Source organism: Micrococcus sp. iso_229 (genome assembly GCF_058072725.1).
This window is the reverse complement of the sequence record NZ_CM176514.1, coordinates 1,000,499-1,015,594: the sequence shown is the minus strand read 5'-3', so window position 1 is coordinate 1,015,594 and position 15,096 is coordinate 1,000,499. Positions and strand designations below refer to the sequence as shown.

Annotated in this window: 12 protein-coding genes, 2 tRNA genes and 1 pseudogene; 8 read left to right on the top strand and 7 right to left on the bottom strand. The window is 72.6% G+C overall.

Annotated elements, in window-relative coordinates; translation table 11 throughout:
- The first annotated feature begins 6 nt into the window (after positions 1-6).
- Positions 7-77, top strand: a tRNA-Gly gene (locus AC3RKA_RS04760).
- A gap of 122 nt (positions 78-199) precedes the next feature.
- On the opposite strand, the gene AC3RKA_RS04755 is transcribed toward AC3RKA_RS04760, so the two are convergent.
- The 4 genes from AC3RKA_RS04755 to AC3RKA_RS04740 form a co-directional block, all read right to left on the bottom strand.
- Entirely contained in the window at positions 200-1,111 is a 912-nt protein-coding gene (locus tag AC3RKA_RS04755; protein ID WP_041104798.1) for an Fpg/Nei family DNA glycosylase, read from the bottom strand.
- On the bottom strand, positions 1,112-1,585 hold the full coding sequence (locus tag AC3RKA_RS04750) for a ribose-5-phosphate isomerase (protein ID WP_044659097.1): 474 nt from the start codon (positions 1,583-1,585) through the stop codon (positions 1,112-1,114).
- Between the two features lie 86 nt (positions 1,586-1,671).
- A complete protein-coding gene (locus tag AC3RKA_RS04745) occupies positions 1,672-3,237 on the bottom strand; it encodes a flavin-containing monooxygenase (RefSeq protein WP_489727579.1) in 1,566 nt (521 codons plus the stop codon).
- 14 nt (positions 3,238-3,251) lie between these two features.
- Positions 3,252-4,106: an alpha/beta fold hydrolase gene (locus AC3RKA_RS04740; RefSeq protein WP_489727578.1), complete on the bottom strand. Its 855-nt coding sequence runs from the start codon at positions 4,104-4,106 to the stop codon at positions 3,252-3,254.
- Between the two features lie 182 nt (positions 4,107-4,288).
- On the opposite strand from AC3RKA_RS04740, the gene AC3RKA_RS04735 reads away from it, so the two are divergent.
- From AC3RKA_RS04735 to AC3RKA_RS04720, 4 genes and pseudogenes are all read left to right on the top strand, one after another.
- A complete protein-coding gene (locus AC3RKA_RS04735) occupies positions 4,289-5,059 on the top strand; it encodes an IclR family transcriptional regulator (RefSeq protein ID WP_489727602.1) in 771 nt (256 codons plus the stop codon).
- 156 nt (positions 5,060-5,215) lie between these two features.
- Complete coding sequence (pepN, locus tag AC3RKA_RS04730) at positions 5,216-7,837, top strand: aminopeptidase N (protein WP_489727601.1); 2,622 nt, start codon at positions 5,216-5,218, stop codon at positions 7,835-7,837.
- Between the two features lie 91 nt (positions 7,838-7,928).
- A pseudogene (locus tag AC3RKA_RS04725) lies at positions 7,929-8,360 on the top strand (OsmC family protein); the annotation flags it as partial.
- A 168-nt stretch (positions 8,361-8,528) separates the two neighbouring features.
- A complete protein-coding gene (locus AC3RKA_RS04720) occupies positions 8,529-9,002 on the top strand; it encodes a globin (RefSeq protein ID WP_158184944.1) in 474 nt (157 codons plus the stop codon).
- A gap of 37 nt (positions 9,003-9,039) precedes the next feature.
- Here AC3RKA_RS04720 and AC3RKA_RS04715 read toward each other — a convergent pair whose 3' ends face one another.
- A complete protein-coding gene (locus tag AC3RKA_RS04715; protein WP_489727577.1) occupies positions 9,040-9,747 on the bottom strand; it encodes a DUF8185 domain-containing protein in 708 nt (235 codons plus the stop codon).
- A 77-nt stretch (positions 9,748-9,824) separates the two neighbouring features.
- Here AC3RKA_RS04715 and AC3RKA_RS04710 point away from each other — a divergent pair, with 77 nt between their 5' ends.
- Positions 9,825-10,844: an acyl-CoA thioesterase gene (locus AC3RKA_RS04710; RefSeq protein ID WP_489727576.1), complete on the top strand. Its 1,020-nt coding sequence runs from the start codon at positions 9,825-9,827 to the stop codon at positions 10,842-10,844.
- Positions 10,845-10,928: 84 nt separating this feature from the next.
- Here the strand turns inward: AC3RKA_RS04710 and ettA are convergent, their stop codons facing one another.
- Together ettA and AC3RKA_RS04700 are read right to left on the bottom strand one after the other, a co-directional pair.
- Positions 10,929-12,611, bottom strand: a complete 1,683-nt coding sequence (gene ettA / locus AC3RKA_RS04705; RefSeq protein WP_060974242.1) for an energy-dependent translational throttle protein EttA — start codon at positions 12,609-12,611, stop codon at positions 10,929-10,931.
- 98 nt (positions 12,612-12,709) lie between these two features.
- A complete protein-coding gene (locus tag AC3RKA_RS04700) occupies positions 12,710-13,258 on the bottom strand; it encodes a single-stranded DNA-binding protein (RefSeq protein WP_036316845.1) in 549 nt (182 codons plus the stop codon).
- A 198-nt stretch (positions 13,259-13,456) separates the two neighbouring features.
- Between AC3RKA_RS04700 and AC3RKA_RS04695 the strand changes: the two genes are divergently transcribed.
- A tRNA-Arg gene (locus AC3RKA_RS04695) sits at positions 13,457-13,530 on the top strand.
- A gap of 115 nt (positions 13,531-13,645) precedes the next feature.
- Positions 13,646-15,091, top strand: coding sequence for a DUF2079 domain-containing protein (locus AC3RKA_RS04690; protein WP_145015502.1), 1,446 nt, complete (start codon positions 13,646-13,648; stop codon positions 15,089-15,091).
- Positions 15,092-15,096: the final 5 nt, after the last annotated feature.

Below are 15,096 nucleotides of genomic sequence, written 5' to 3'. Positions count from 1 at the left end.
CCCCGCGGGGATGTAGCTCAATGGTAGAGCCCCAGTCTTCCAAACTGGCTACGCGGGTTCGATTCCCGTCATCCCCTCCGGACCTCATGAGCCGGGTCATCGTGTGCACACGATGGCCCGGCTCATGGCTTTCTCGGGTGCGTCGTCGTCCGCGCCGGTGCCTTGACCGCTGTGCCCGGTCGGGCCTGCTACAGGCCCCTCAGCTCTGACAGGTGAGGCACCGGTAGAGCTTCCGGGCCGCCATCTCCTCCACCACGATCGTCTCGCGCCCGCACACGAGGCAGGCCAGGCCCTGCCGCTGGTACACGTAGTTCGCGTGCTCGGGCCAGGCCGATTCGGCAGGGATCCCCGGCCGGTGCTCGGGCCGCGTGGTGACGATCCGCCCGAGCCGCACGCCCTCCCGCATGAGCGCGGCGTTGTCCGCCCAGAGGAATGCCAGGTCCGACGCGGAGACCTCCCGGGCCGGCCGCCACGGGTCGATGCCGGCGCGGAACAGCGCCTCGGCCCGGAAGATGTTGCCGATCCCGCTGACGGCCGCCTGGTCCATCAGCACGACGCCGATCGGCCGCCGTGTCCGCCGGGCGAGGTCGTAGAACGGCGCGGGATCGTCGTCGCTCAGCGGATCCGGGCCCAGGCCGGCGACGACGTCGGCAGCCTCGGCCGGAGTGAGCGCGCGGCACCGGCTCGCGCCGATCAGGTCGGCCCAGCCGTGCTCGGCGCGCAGTCGCAGCCGGACCGTGGCGGCCGGCGGCGGGGGCTGGACCCAGCCGTCGGCGTCGCGAGCGGGCTCGGCGGCCGGGGCGCCGTCGTCGTGGACCTCCCGCTCGCCGATCCGGCGGGGTGCGCCGATCGAGGACGCGGCCGCGAAGTCCTGATCCCCGCCGAAGGTCCACGCCCCGTACATGCCCAGGTGGACGTGGAGCACGTGGCCGCCGGAGACGTCGGCGAAGAAGTGCTTGCCGTGGGCCCGGGCGCGCTTCAGGACCTGGCCGTCGAGCAGGGCGGCCCCCTCGGCGAAGCGGCCCTGCGGACTCGTGGCGCGGATCCGGCGGCCGCCGAAGACGTCGGTGAACTGGCGCGCGAGACGGTGGACGGAGTGGCCCTCAGGCACTCACATCAGCACCTCTCCGGTGGTCTCGTAGTGCGCGATCTTCCCGATGCGGCGCACGTGGCGCTCGTCCTGGGAGAACGGTTCGGCCAGGAACGCCTCGATGAGCTCGGTGGCCTCCTCGAGCGAGTGCTGTCGACCGCCGACGGCCACGACGTTCGCGTCGTTGTGCGCGCGGGCCAGCCGCGCCGTGTCCAGGTTCCAGGCCAGGGCGGCTCGGACGCCGGCCACCTTGTTGGCGGCGATCTGCTCGCCGTTGCCGGAGCCGCCCAGCACGATGCCGAGCGAGTCCAGTCCCTGCTCGCGGTCGGCGACGACGGCGCGGGCGGCGTTGATGCAGAAGCCCGGGTAGTCGTCCTGCGCGTCGTACTCGGTGGGTCCGTGGTCCACCATCTCGTAGCCAGCGGCGGTGAGGTGCTCCACCAGGTGGGCGGACAGCTCCATGCCGGCGTGGTCGGTGGCGATGTGGACGCGCATGCGCAGACTCCTCCAGAAGGACGACGGTCGGGTGGGGTCAGTCTACTGACGGCCCCACCCGACCCCCTGCCCCGGGGCGGGCCGGCTCAGATCAGCGCGACCGATCGCTCGGGCTCGCGCACCGGCATGGGCTCGGGCTCCCCACTCGCCGAGGAGAGGAAGCCCTCCCCGGTGAAGTGGCCGTTGCGGGCGCGGAAGTCGTAGGCGTAGTCGGGCCAGATCAGCGTTAACTTGCCCGAGCGGGGGTCGACGTACCAGGAGTGGCAGCCGCCGTCCACGAGCCACACCGAGGTGGCGGCCCGCTCCTGGAGACGGTCCACGTACTCCTCCTGGGCGAGTGTCTCGGGGACCATCGTCCTAATTCCCTCGTGCTCCACCCGGTCCAGGGCCTCCAAGACGTACGCGATCTGCGACTCGATGATGTAGACGATCGAGTTGTGCCCCAGCGAGGTGTTCGGCCCGTTGATGGCGAACAGATTCGGGAATCCCGCCACGGCCGTGGAGTCGAACGCCGCCATGCCGCTGCTCCAGTGATCGGCCAGGGAACGGCCCTCACCGTCGTGGACGCGCTCGGCGAACGGCGGCTGGGCCGCCTCGAAGCCGGTGCAGAGGACGACGACGTCGACCTCGTACCCGTGACCGCTCACGCCGAACAGCCGGCTCCCCTCGACGCGGTCCAGCGCGCTGTCCTCCAGGGTGACGTTGTCCCGGGCCATGGCCGGGTAGTAGTCGTTGGAGACGAGCACACGCTTGCAGCCCGGCAGGTACCGCGGCGTGAGGCGCTCGCGGAGCTCGGGGTCAGAGACCGCGGCGGCCAGGTGCCCGAGGGCCTGGGCCCGGACCTGGTCCAGTGCGGCCGGCACACCGCGGCGCTGGGCATAGTTCGACTCGGCGAACCAGAAGATGTCGTCGCGCTCGCGCTGCATGGTGTGCGGGGCGCGCTCGAACATGCGGCGCACGGCCGCGGAGTACGGCTTGACCACGCGCGGGGTGACCCACGCGGGGGTGCGCTGGAAGACGACGAGCTCGGCCGCCGTCGCCGCCAGCTCGGGGATGACCTGGATCGCGGAGGCGCCGGTGCCGACGACGGCGACACGCTTGCCCTTCAGGTCCACCGTGTGGTCCCAGCGGGCGGAATGGATGACCTCGCCCTCGAAGGCGTCGAGACCCGGGACGTCCGGCAGGCGGGGGTCGGCGAGGTGCCCGGTGCCCATGATGAGCCAGCGTCCCGTGTAGGTCCCGCGCGGCGTCCGCACCGTCCACCGCTCCGTCTCGGGGTCCCAGTGCGCTTCGAGCATGTCCGCCCCGAGACGCAGGTGCGGGGTGAGGCCCTCGTCCTCGGAGAAGCGCACGAGGTAGTCCTGGATCTCCGGACCCGGTGTGTAGAAGCCCGACCACTGCGGGTTCGGCGCGAAGGAGAAGCTGTAGAGGTGGCTCGGGACGTCGCACGCGGCACCCGGGTAGGTGTTGTCCCTCCAGGTCCCGCCGACCTGCTGGGCGCGGTCCAGGATGAGGAAGTCCTCGCGGCCGTGACGCCGCAGCTGGGCGCCCATGCCGAGGCCGGCGAATCCGGAGCCGATGATGAGGATCTCGGCGGACTCGTCGCGCGGTGCGGGGCGCACGTCGGTGGTGGTGGTCATGGCGGTGGTCATGGCTGGCCCCTCTCTCAGGCGTGGGTCTCGGGGATGATCGCGCCGGCCGGGTGGCGGTCGGGCTCGCGCAGGTACAGGTCGACGATCTGCATGAGTTCGGCCGGGCGCTCGAGGAAGAAGGCGTGGCCGCTCGTCATGGTCGTCAGCCGCGCGTCGTCGATGATGCCGAGCAGCTCGTACTGGTGATGGGGCGGGACCATGATGTCCTCGGCACAGGAGACGATCAGTGTCCGCGCGGTGACGGCGGAGAGACGGTCGGCGACGTCTACGCGGGCGTTCAGGTCCATCTGCCGGGCGGTGAACTCGTCCGCGGTCAGGGAGGCGAGTGCTCCGTCGAGCATGGCCGGGGTCAGGGAGCGCAGGGCCAGCGGGGACAGGCCGCAGAAGGCCGTGTAACGGGCCAGGGCATCAGGGCTCGTGGCGTACAGGTGCCGCCAGACCTCGTTGCGCAGGCGCTGGTGGACATCCGTCGTCGCCCAGCCGGCCACGAGCACGAGGTTCTCCACGCGGCGACCGAGGTCCGCGGCCAGCTGCCCGGCCACGACGGCGCCGAGTGAGTAGCCCAGCAGGTCGAAGGCGGCGTCGGGGCCGAGGAGCTCATCGACGGCAGCCCGCACCTGGCCGACCAGCAGGTCGACGGTCAGGTCTGCGGCGGGGTCGGCCGTCGGCGCCCAGTCGACGGCGATGACGCGCGTCCGCGTGGCCATCATCGGGAACAGGTGGCCGAAGTGCGAGGCGGTCGTCCCGCCCGTGCCGTGGACCAGCACAAGAGGCCGGTCGAGCTCCCCGGGTGTCACCGAGTCGTGGCAGGTGACGGAAGCACCGTCCACGCTGACGGTGCGCGTGACGGTCGATGCGGTCAGTGGCATGGGGCTCCTCCTGGAAACCGATATGCGGACTATGGGCTCGACGCCCGCGATGTGACGCGCCCTACATTCCCCATCATGGCGCGTGTATTTCTCACAATGCAAGCAGGCGCGTCAGTCATTTAGTCCATCAGATGGAACTAGCTCCGATGCCGGAGCTGCGGCACGATGGACCGGTGACCCCTATGACCCCACCCACCGGCGTCCTGCCCCGCGCCGCCCTCGTGATGCGCCTGCTGCACGAGGTCGGACCCGCCGGCCTGCGGCTGAGCCAGCTCGTCCAGCGGACGGGCCTGCCCCAGCCCACCGCCCATCGACTGCTTGCCGACCTGGCGGAGGAGGGCGCCGTGACCCGGCGCGGGGCCGCCTATGCACTCGGTGATCGGTGGGGCCCGGTCGGATTCGAACCGGTGACGCCGCGGTGCCTGATCGAACGCGAGGCCAGCCGGGCCGTGGTCCAGGCCGCCGCGGACGAGCTGGGGGACACGGTCTACCTGGCGGCACGGGCTGCGGGCGGAGTGGCCTACCTCCTGCGATGCGACGGCGACTCCCCCGTGCGCGTCTTCACCGTGGAGGTCGGCGAGGTCAAACGGCTTGCCGCCGGGTACGCCGGCATCGCACTCCTGGCCTCCCTGCCGCCGGAGCGCCGACGAGCGGAGGTGGACGCGGTCGTCGCCCGGCCTCCCCGCCGCTGGAACCTGACGGATGACGGGGCCCTGCACGACCTGCTGGACACCCTGCTGCGTCAGATGGACGAGCAGGGGTGGTGCGGGGGTGTGCCGGTCGTGCCCGGGGTGGCCGGAGTCGCCTGTGGCGTTCTGGCGCGGACGGGAAGCATCCCCCAGGTGTCCCTCACGGCCTCGGCGGCCGAGCAGCGGATGCCACCGGCACGCGTGCCCGAGGTGGCTGAGGTGCTGCGTGCGGCGGCGACCCGACTGGCCGAGATCGGGGGCTGAGCAGGTCGACCGGCCCGCCCCGAGGCGCGCCGCTCACGACGCCCGGGCCAGGTGGCACACTGGGGAGCACCGTGCCGTGGCCCCCATCACAGGCGCCCGGCCGTGCCGCATCCGCCCGACCCCAGGAGGAGTCCGACCGTGACCACCGCCGCCGCCATGAACATCACCCGCGAAGAGGCCGCCGCGCGCGCGGCCGCCCTCACCGTGGACGCATACGAGGTGAGCCTGGACCTCACCCGCGGAGCGGAGCACTTCCGCACGGCCACCACCGTCACGTTCGCGGCCGCGGAGGACGCGGTGGGCACCCACACGTGGATCGACTACGTGGCCGGGCAGGCTCCCGCGGTGACCCTCAACGGCGAGGCGCTGGACGTGGCGGACTTCGACGGCGCCCGACTGCGGATCGGCCCGCTGGCGGCGCAGAACACCCTCGTGGTCGACGGTCTCGGGGACTACAGCAACACCGGCGAGGGCCTGCACCGGTTCGTTGACCCCGTGGACCAGGAGGTCTACCTCTACACCCAGTTCGAGGTGCCCGATTCCCGCCGCATGTTCGCGGTGTTCGAGCAGCCCGACCTCAAGGCCGCGTTCCGCTTCACGGTGACCGCGCCGGCACACTGGGCCGTGGTGTCCAACCAGCCGGAGGACTCCCGCCGCACCCTCGGCGTCGTGGCGAACGAGGACAACCCGCAGGGCGTGGACACCGCAGTCTGGGAGTTCACCCCCACCCCGCGCATCTCCTCCTACATCACCGCGCTCGTCGCCGGCCCGTACGCCTCCGTGCACTCGGAGCTGACCAGCGCCGACGGCCGCACGATCCCCCTCGGCGTCTACTGCCGCGCGTCGCTGGTGGAGCACCTGGACGCGGAGAACGTCTTCGAGCTCACCCGCCAGGGCTTCGAGTTCTTCGAGGCCCAGTACGGTCACGCCTACCCGTTCGAGAAGTACGACCAGCTGTTCGTGCCCGAGTTCAACGCCGGCGCGATGGAGAACGCCGGCTGTGTGACCTTCCTCGAGTCGTACGTCTTCCGCGGGACCGTGCCGGAGGCGCTGATCGAGCGCCGCGCCATCACGATCCTCCACGAGCTCGCCCACATGTGGTTCGGCGACCTGGTGACGATGCGCTGGTGGAACGACCTGTGGCTCAACGAGTCCTTCGCCGAGTTCATGTCCACGCTCGCCGCCGCCGAGAACACGCAGTACACCGGCGCCTGGACCACCTTCTCCGCCATGGAGAAGAACTGGGCCTACCGCCAGGACCAGCTCTCCTCCACGCACCCCATCAAGGCCCGGATCCGCGACCTCGACGACGTGCTCGTCAACTTCGACGGCATCACCTACGCCAAGGGCGCCTCCGTGCTCCGCCAGCTCGTGGCCTGGGTGGGCCAGGAGAACTTCATGGCCGGCGTCCGCGCGTACATCGCCCAGCACGCGTGGGGCAACACCGAGCTGCCGGACCTCATGTCCGAGCTCGAGGCCGCGTCCGGCCGTGACCTGTCCGAGTGGACCCGCGTGTGGCTCGAGACCTCGGGTGTGAACACGCTGCGCACGGAGGTGGAGACGGATGAGGCCGGCATCATCACCGCGCTGCGCCTGCGCCAGAGCGCCCCGGACGGCTCGCCGTCGGCGCCCGGCGACGACGTGCTCCGCCCCCACCGCCTGGCCGTGGGCTTCTACGACGTGGACGAGGCCACCGGCCGCCTGACCCGCACCGAGCGCTTCGAACTCGACGTGGCCGGTGAGGTGACCGAGGTCGCCGAGGCCGCCGGCCGCCGTCGTCCCGCCGTGATCCTGCCCAACGACGACGACCTGGCCTACGCCAAGCTGCGCCTCGACGACGCCTCGTGGGAGGCCGCGTCCACCCGTCTGAAGGATGTGGACGGCTCCCTGGCGCGCACCCTGCTGTGGGGGGCGGCCTGGGACACCGTGCGCGACGGCGAGGCCTCCGCCGCCTGGTTCGTCGACCTCGTCCTGGCCAACGTCGGCCACGAGCGGGACTCGTCCGTGGTGCAGACGCTGCTGCGGCAGCTCGCGACGGCGATCGGCCTGTACCTGCCCGAGGACCAGGCCGAGGCCGTGCGGGTCGCGGCGGCCGACCGTCTGTGGGGCCTCGTCGCGGAGGCCGAGGACGGCTCGGACAACCAGCTGCAGTTCGTCAAGGCGTTCGCCCTGCACGCGCGCACCACGGCGCAGCTGGACCGCCTGGCCGCCCTCGTGGACGGCACCCGCACCGTGCCCGGGCTGGACCTCACCACGGACCTGCGCTGGGAGCTGCTCACCGCGCTGGTGGCGGCCGGCCGCGCCGGGGAGGCCGAGATCGCCGAGGCCGAGCGCGCCGACGCGACCGCCACGGGCGCGCTCGCCGCGATCCAAGCCCGGGCCGCCGTGCCGACGGCCGAGGCCAAGCGCGCGGCCTGGGACCGGGTGATGGCCGGCGAGCTGTCCAACACGGAGCAGCGCCAGGCCCTGATCGGGTTCGCCCGGGTCCATGACGCCGCGCTGATCGCGCCCTTCGCGGACGCCTACTTCGAGGGCGTCGAGGCGATGTGGGACTCCCGTTCTCACGAGATGGCCGAGACCGCCGCGACGCTGGGCTACCCGACCGCCCAGGTCACCCCGGAGATCGCCGACCGCGCCACCGCCCTGTCCGAGCGGCTGGCCGACACCCGCGCGGGGCTGTCCCGCGTCCTCGCCGAGGGCCGGGACGAGACGATCCGCGCCCTGGCCGCGCGCGAGCACGCGACGGCGCACGTGCATCAGGTCCACGCCGGGGCCTGAACCGGGCGGGGGCTGGTGGGCATTCCACGGAAGATGCCCTCCAGCACCGCCCCCGCCGCCGTCGAGGCGCGGGCTGGCTAGGCTGGAACCCATGAAGCACACCTTCTCCCTGCGCACCGAGTGGACGGGCGACCGCGGCTCGGGCACCTCCGGCGTCCGCGACTACGACCGCTCCGTGGTGATCCAGGACGCCGCCGTCGGCGAGATCCAGGCCTCGGCCGCCCGCCCCTTCCGCGGCGACGACTCGAAGTGGAACCCGGAGACCCTCCTGCTCGGCGCGCTCGCCGAGTGCCACGTGCTCTCGTACCTCCATGTCGCGGCGACCTCCGGGGTCGTGGTCACGGGGATGACGTGCGGGGTAGAGGGCGAGCTCGAGGTGGACGGCGACGGCGCCGGGCGGTTCATCGCGATCACGCTGCGGCCCGAGGTCACGCTGCAGGACGAGGCCGACCGGGAGCGGGCCGAGGCCCTCCACGCCGAGGCGCACCGGCTGTGCTTCATCGCGAACTCGCTCTCGGCCCCGGTCACCGTCGAGCCGGTCCGCCCCGAGGCCCTGCCCACCGGCACGCCGACGCTGCCGGACCACTCCGCGCGCCTGGGCGCCCCCCTGGCGGTGCTGCGGCCGCGCGTCGCCAAGGGCCCGTCCCGTGTGACGGGCCTGGCGGAGCGGCCCACCGAGGTCGAGCCGGTGATGCAGGAGGGCACGCCCGCCCCGGTGGAGCAGGTGCGCGCCCGCGACGCCGCGGCGGGCCCCGCCGGTGCGACCCCGGGGACCCCGGCCGCGCCCGGTCAGGCCACCAGCTTCTACGACGCCGTCGGCGGCCGCCCGACCTTCGACCGGCTGACCGCCGAGTTCTACGCCCGCGTGCGCGAAGACGAGATCCTCGCCCCGATGTATCCGCAGGACGACTTCGAGGGCGCCCAGCGCCGGCTGCTGATGTTCCTGGAGCAGTACTGGGGCGGACCGCGGACGTACTCCGAGGAGCGCGGCCACCCCCGCCTGCGCATGCGCCACGCCTCGTATCGGATCGACCCGGCCGCGCGCGACGCGTGGCTGCGCCACATGCGCGCCGCCGTGGACACGCTGGAGCTGTCACCGCTGCACGAGGCCGAACTCTGGGACTACCTGGAGCGGGCCGCCCACTCCCTGCAGAACTCGGCCTGACCGGCCCGCGGTCCGCGCCCCGACATGGGGCGCGGGCTCACACCGCCATGGCGGGGCGGCCCAGTACGAAGCCGCCGGGGGCGTCCAGGCGCGTCCATGGCCCCGCCGTGCTGAGCCGGGCGCGGCCGCCGGGCCGCAGGAAGCCCAGCGCGTGCGCGCCGAAGGCCATGCCGGCCGGGAACTGGAGCGCCTCGCCCCCGAGCAGGGGTCCCCACATCTGCGCCCGGACCCTGCGGACCAGCGCCTCCCCCGGGTTCTCGGGCAAGGCGTCCCGCACGGCGTCGGCGCCGCGCGTGGCCACCTCGGCCAGCTCCTCGTCGGCGACCTCGGCCGCGGGCGTCCAGCCGCCGCGGGGCGGGGTCAGCGCGGTCCAGGTGACGTGCTCGCGGCCCGGCGGCACGGCGAAAGCCAGGTCGACGGGGTCCTGGCCGCGCATCCGGGCGGTGCGCTCGGTGACGGAGCCCAGGGCGACGACGGCGTCCAGGTCCGCCACGCCGTCGGCGGTCGCCAGGGGCACGGTGCGCAGCCCCAGGACGACAGGCACCCCGTCTCCCAGCCCGGCCGGCTGCAGCACGGAGACCCACTGGGCGAGCATCGGGGTGCGAGAGCGCCCCGCCTCGGGCACGACGTGCAGGCGCATCCCCGTATCGGCGACGCGACGCGCGCGGGTGGCCAGCTGCTCGAGATCCCGCACAGCGCGGTCGTCGACGAAGCGGAGGACGGGGGCGGCGGAGTGCTCGGTCATGCAAGCATTGTCCCAGGTCCGCCGCGTCCCGGGCCGCCCCGCCGTCGCGGGGTCCATCCACGTCGAAGGAGCCGTCCGTGCCGCAACGCCATCCCCGTCCCCGCCCCAGTCGCGCACCGGGCCGTCCGGCCTCGGCCCCGAAGGACCCCACCGACGTGCTGCGCGGGATCCTGGAGCTGACGCCGGCCGCGCCGGACCCGGTGACGGGTCAGGTCCGCTTCACGGGCACGACTCCCCGCCAGATGCACGGCCGGGTGTTCGGCGGCCAGGTGCTCGCCCAGTCGCTGGCGGCCGCCTCCCGCACGGTGCCGGGCGCCCGCCCCGCCCACTCGCTCCACGGCTACTTCATCCGCCCCGGGGACGCGCTGCAGCCCATCACGTTCACCGTCGAGACGCTGCGGGACGGCCGCTCCTTCTCCGTCCGCCGGGTGCTGGCCTCTCAGAACGAGAAGGCCATCCTCGCCCTGACCTGCTCCTTCCAGGAACCCGCCGGCAGCGCGCTGGACCACCAGGTGGCCATGCCCGAGGGCGTGCCCCGGCCCGAGGACCTGCCCACGACAGCGGACGTGCTGGGCGGCATCAACCACCCCGTGGCTCAGGAGTGGGCGTGGGCCCGGCCGTTCGACATCCGTCACGTCACCCCGGCCCTCTACGTGGACCCGGCCCCGGAGACCGAGAACCGCAACATGGTGTGGATGAAGACGTTCACGCCGCTGGCCGACGACCCCGCGCTGCACCGGGCGGCGCTCACCTACGCCTCGGACTACACGCTTCTCGAGCCGATCCTGCGGCAGCACGGCGTCGCCTGGATCCAGCCCGGCATGTCCGTGGCGTCCCTGGACCACGCGATGTGGTTCCACCGGCCCGCCCGCGTCGACCAGTGGCTGCTCTACGTCCAGGACTCCCCCAGCGCCCAGGGCGCGCGCGGCCTCGGCACGGGCGCCGTGTTCACCGAGGACGGGACGCTCGTGGCCACGGTCGCCCAGGAGGGCATGATCCGCCTGCCCGAGGGGGCCGCCGCCCGGCGGGCGCGCGTGCGTGGCGCGGCCCAGCGCATGGCCCTGCGGACGGTGCTGCGCCGCAGCTGGCGGCGCTGACCCCGCCCCGGCACGACGACGGCCCGTCGCGATCACGTGATCGCGGCGGGCCGTCGTCGGCGCGGCGCCCGGGGGCGCGTCGGCTCAGTCGCGCGTGAGCTTGCGGTGCGTCATGCGGTGCGGGCGGGCGGCCTCGGGGCCGAGCCGATCGACCTTGTTGGCCTCGTAGGACTCGAAGTTGCCCTCGTACCAGTACCAGTTGGCCGGGTCCTCCGCGGTGCCCTCGTAGGCCAGCATGTGGGTGGCGACGCGGTCCAGGAACCAGCGGTCGTGGGAGACGACCACCGCGCAGCCCGGGAACTCGAGCAGCGCGTTCTCGAGGGAGGTCAGGGTCTCCACGTCGAGGTCGTTGGTGGGCTCATCGAGGAGCAGCAGGTTGCCGCCCTCCTTGAGGGTCAGGGCCAGGTTCAGGCGGTTGCGCTCACCGCCGGAGAGCACGCCGGCCTTCTTCTGCTGGTCCGGGCCCTTGAAGCCGAACGCGGACACGTAGGCGCGCGAGGGCATCTCGACGTTGCCGACCTTGATGTAGTCCAGGCCGTCCGAGACGACCTCCCACAGCGACTTCTCGGGGTCGATGTTGGAGCGGGACTGGTCCACGTACGAGATCTTCACGGTCTCGCCGATCTTCAGCTCGCCGCCGTCCAGGGGCTCGAGACCGACGATGGTCTTGAACAGGGTGGTCTTGCCGACGCCGTTCGGGCCGATCACGCCGACGATGCCGTTGCGGGGCAGGGAGAAGGACAGGCCGTCGATGAGGACGCGGTCCCCGAAGCCCTTCTTCAGGTCCTTGGCCTCGATCACGACGGTGCCCAGGCGCGGGCCCGGCGGGATCTGGATCTCCTCGAAGTCCAGCTTGCGGGTCTTCTCGGCCTCGGCCGCCATCTCCTCGTAGCGGGCCAGGCGGGCCTTGGACTTCGCCTGGCGGCCCTTCGTGTTGGAGCGGACCCAGTCGAGCTCATCGGCCAGGCGCTTGGCGAGCTTGGCGTCCTTCTTGCCCTGCACCTCGAGGCGGGCGCGCTTGGTCTCCAGGTAGGTGGAGTAGTTGCCCTCGTACGGGTAGAGGCGGCCGCGGTCGACCTCCGCGATCCACTCCGCGACGTGGTCGAGGAAGTACCGGTCGTGGGTGACGGCGATGACGGCGCCCGGGTAGGAGGCCAGGTGCTGCTCGAGCCACAGCACGGACTCGGCGTCCAGGTGGTTGGTGGGCTCGTCGAGCAGGAGGAGGTCCGGCTTCTCCAACAGCAGCTTGCACAGCGCGACGCGGCGCTTCTCGCCACCGGAGAGGTTTGTGACCGGCTCGTCCCCCGGGGGCGTGCGCAGGGCGTCCATCGCCTGCTCGAGCTGGGAGTCGATGTCCCACGCGTCCGCGGCGTCGATGGCGGACTGCAGTTCGCCCATCTCCTCCATGAGGGCGTCGAAGTCCGCGTCCGGGTTCGCCATCTCCTCGGAGATCTGGTTGTAGCGCTGGATCTTGCCGTAGATCTCGCCGACGCCCTCCTGGACGTTCTCGAGCACGGTCTTGGACTCGTCCAGCTTGGGCTCCTGCATCAGGATGCCCACCGAGTAGCCGGGAGAGAGCCGCGCCTCGCCGTTCGAGGGCTCGTCCAGCCCGGCCATGATCTTCAGGATCGTCGACTTGCCGGCGCCGTTGGGGCCGACCATGCCGATCTTCGCCCCGGGGTAGAACGACATGGTGACGTCGTCCAGGATCAGTTTGTCGCCCACCTTCTTGCGGGCCTTGACCATCGTGTAGATGAATTCCGCCATGCGGCCCAGGCTAGTCGGTGGCCGCGGGATTCCACTCATCGTGCCGATCCCGCGACCACCGAGCCCGCTCCCCCTCCGTGCTCCGTGCCGCCCCGTGGTCAGGCGACGCCGGCCGCCGCCGGCTCGCGCTCGGGGGCGCCCGCGTCCGACTCGTCCGGGCCGGGCGAGGCCGGGGCGTCGCCACCCTGGAACCCGTCCGGCAGGCCCGCGCTGAACCCGTCGCCGACCGCGCCGGCCCGTCCGCCCGACGCGTCGTCGCGCGGGGCCGACTCGGGGCGCGGCACGGCCGCGCGCTGGCTGCGCTGGAACGCCGCCGAGCCGAAGCCCAGGTCCAGCCCGACGGCGTCCGCCACCACGTCCACGGACGTGCCGGAGCGATCGCCCGAGGACCAGTCGCGGACCCGGAGTCGACCGGTGACGATCACGGGGTTGCCCTTCTTCACGGACTGGGCGGTGTTCGAGCCGAGCTGGCCGAACGCCGAGATGCTGTACCAGTTGGTGTGGGCGTCCACCCACTCGGCGGTCTCGCGGTCGAAGCGCCGCTCGGTGGTGGCCAGGCGGAAGCCGGTCACGGCGGCCCCCGATGCGGTGTGGCGGGTGGCGGGGTCCGTGGCCACGAAGCCGCGCACGGTGATGAGGTCCTGCATGGTGTGCCTCCTGGGCTGGGCCCCGGTGGGCGCCGGGGCGGGTCGTCGGCGCATCGGCTGATCCGCCATGGCCAGACAACCCCACCGCGGGGCACCCCGGCAGGATCGGGGCCGGTCTGGGGACGCGCGGAGGTCCCCGGGCGACTGTGCAGGAGCCGACGGCGCCGCGGCCGGCGGCCGTTAGACTGACACGGCCCAGCCCCAGTAGCTCAGCTGGACAGAGCAGCGGCCTTCTAATCCGCCGGTCGGGGGTTCGAATCCCTCCTGGGGCACCCAGACCAGGGGCGGAGCCGTCCGAGCACGCCCGACGACCGCCCGAAGGAGACCGTCCTGGACCGTCTGCGCTCCTGGCTCCGCGCCCCGCGACCCGCCGTCCCCGAGGTCCGTGTGACCCGTCGCGAGGGCGTCCAGCTGGCCGCCCTGCTCGTCGCGGCCGCGGCCCTGTACGTGACGCACTCCTTCCTGCGGTACGCCACCTACGAGGCCAAGGGCTACGACCTGGGCATCTTCGACCAGGTGGTGCGGCAGTACGCGCTGTTCAACGCCCCCCTCAGCTCCGTCAAGGGCGTGGACTTCCACATCCTCGGCGATCACTTCCACCCGATCCTCGCGCTGCTGGCCCCCTTCTACTGGGTGTGGCCGGACCCCCGCATGCTCGGCGTGGTCATGGCGCTGGCCCTCGCCGCGTCCGCCGTGCCGGTGTACCTGTTCGCCCGTCGTCGCACGGGACACGGGGTGGCCCTGGCCGCCGTCGCCGCCCTGCTGCTCTCCTGGCCCTTCCAGGCGATGGTGAACTGGGACTTCCACGAGGTCACCCTCGGCGTGCCGATCCTCGCCTGGCTCGTGTGGGCCCTGGACGGGCAGCGGGCGTGGCTCGCCACCGGCCTGGCGGCGCTGCTGCTCACGGTCCGAGAGGACATGGGCGTGACCCTGCTGGCCGTGGCCCTGGTGATGGCGATCCGGCGCTTCTGGCCGCAGGCCGCGGTCACCGCCGTGCTGGGTGTGCTCGGCTACTGGTTCGCCACGTCCGTGGTGATCCCCCACTACTCCCCCACCGGGGCGTTCGGCTACTGGCAGTTCACCGCCCTGGGCCCGGACATGCGCAGTTCGGTCCTGTTCCTGCTGACCCAACCGTGGAACGCCGTCGCGGTGCTGTTCGACCACCCGCTGAAGGTGGCCCTCTGGCTCCTGCACTTCGTCCCGCTGCTGTTCCTGCCGGTCCTGAGCCCGCTGACGCTGATGGCCCTGCCGATCCTGCTCTCGCGGCTGTTCAACGACCGGCTCAACGTGTGGGCCCCCGTCTACCAGTATGACGCGATCCTCGCCCCGCTGCTGCTCATGGCCGCGCTCGAGGCGGCCCACCGGCTGGCCGGACGCCGGGACGCGCTGCGCCGGCTGCCCGCCGTCCTCGTCTCCACGGCGCTGGCCGCCGGTCTGATCGGCACCGCGTTCTTCCCGCAGGTGTACCCGCTGCACCGCACGATCGTCGGCGACATGACGATGACGCAGCACGCCCGCGACCTCGACCACGCGGTCGCGCTGATCCCGGACGGGGTGTGCGTCGAGGCCGCCGACAACGCCGTGCCGCACCTGACGGCCCGCACCCACGTCGGGCTGCACGGGGACATCGGAGACGAACTGGCCACGTGGATGATCGTGGACACCTCGGTGCCCGAGCTCGGCGGCTGGGACCCCCTCACCCCGGAGCAGGCACTGGCCCGCGCCGAGCGGCTCGGCTTCGAGCGGGTCTGGTCCGCGGGCGACGTCGTCGTCCTGCACCACCCGGACCGCGCGGTCTCGCCCACCTGCACGACGTACCTCGAACACCGCTGAGCCGC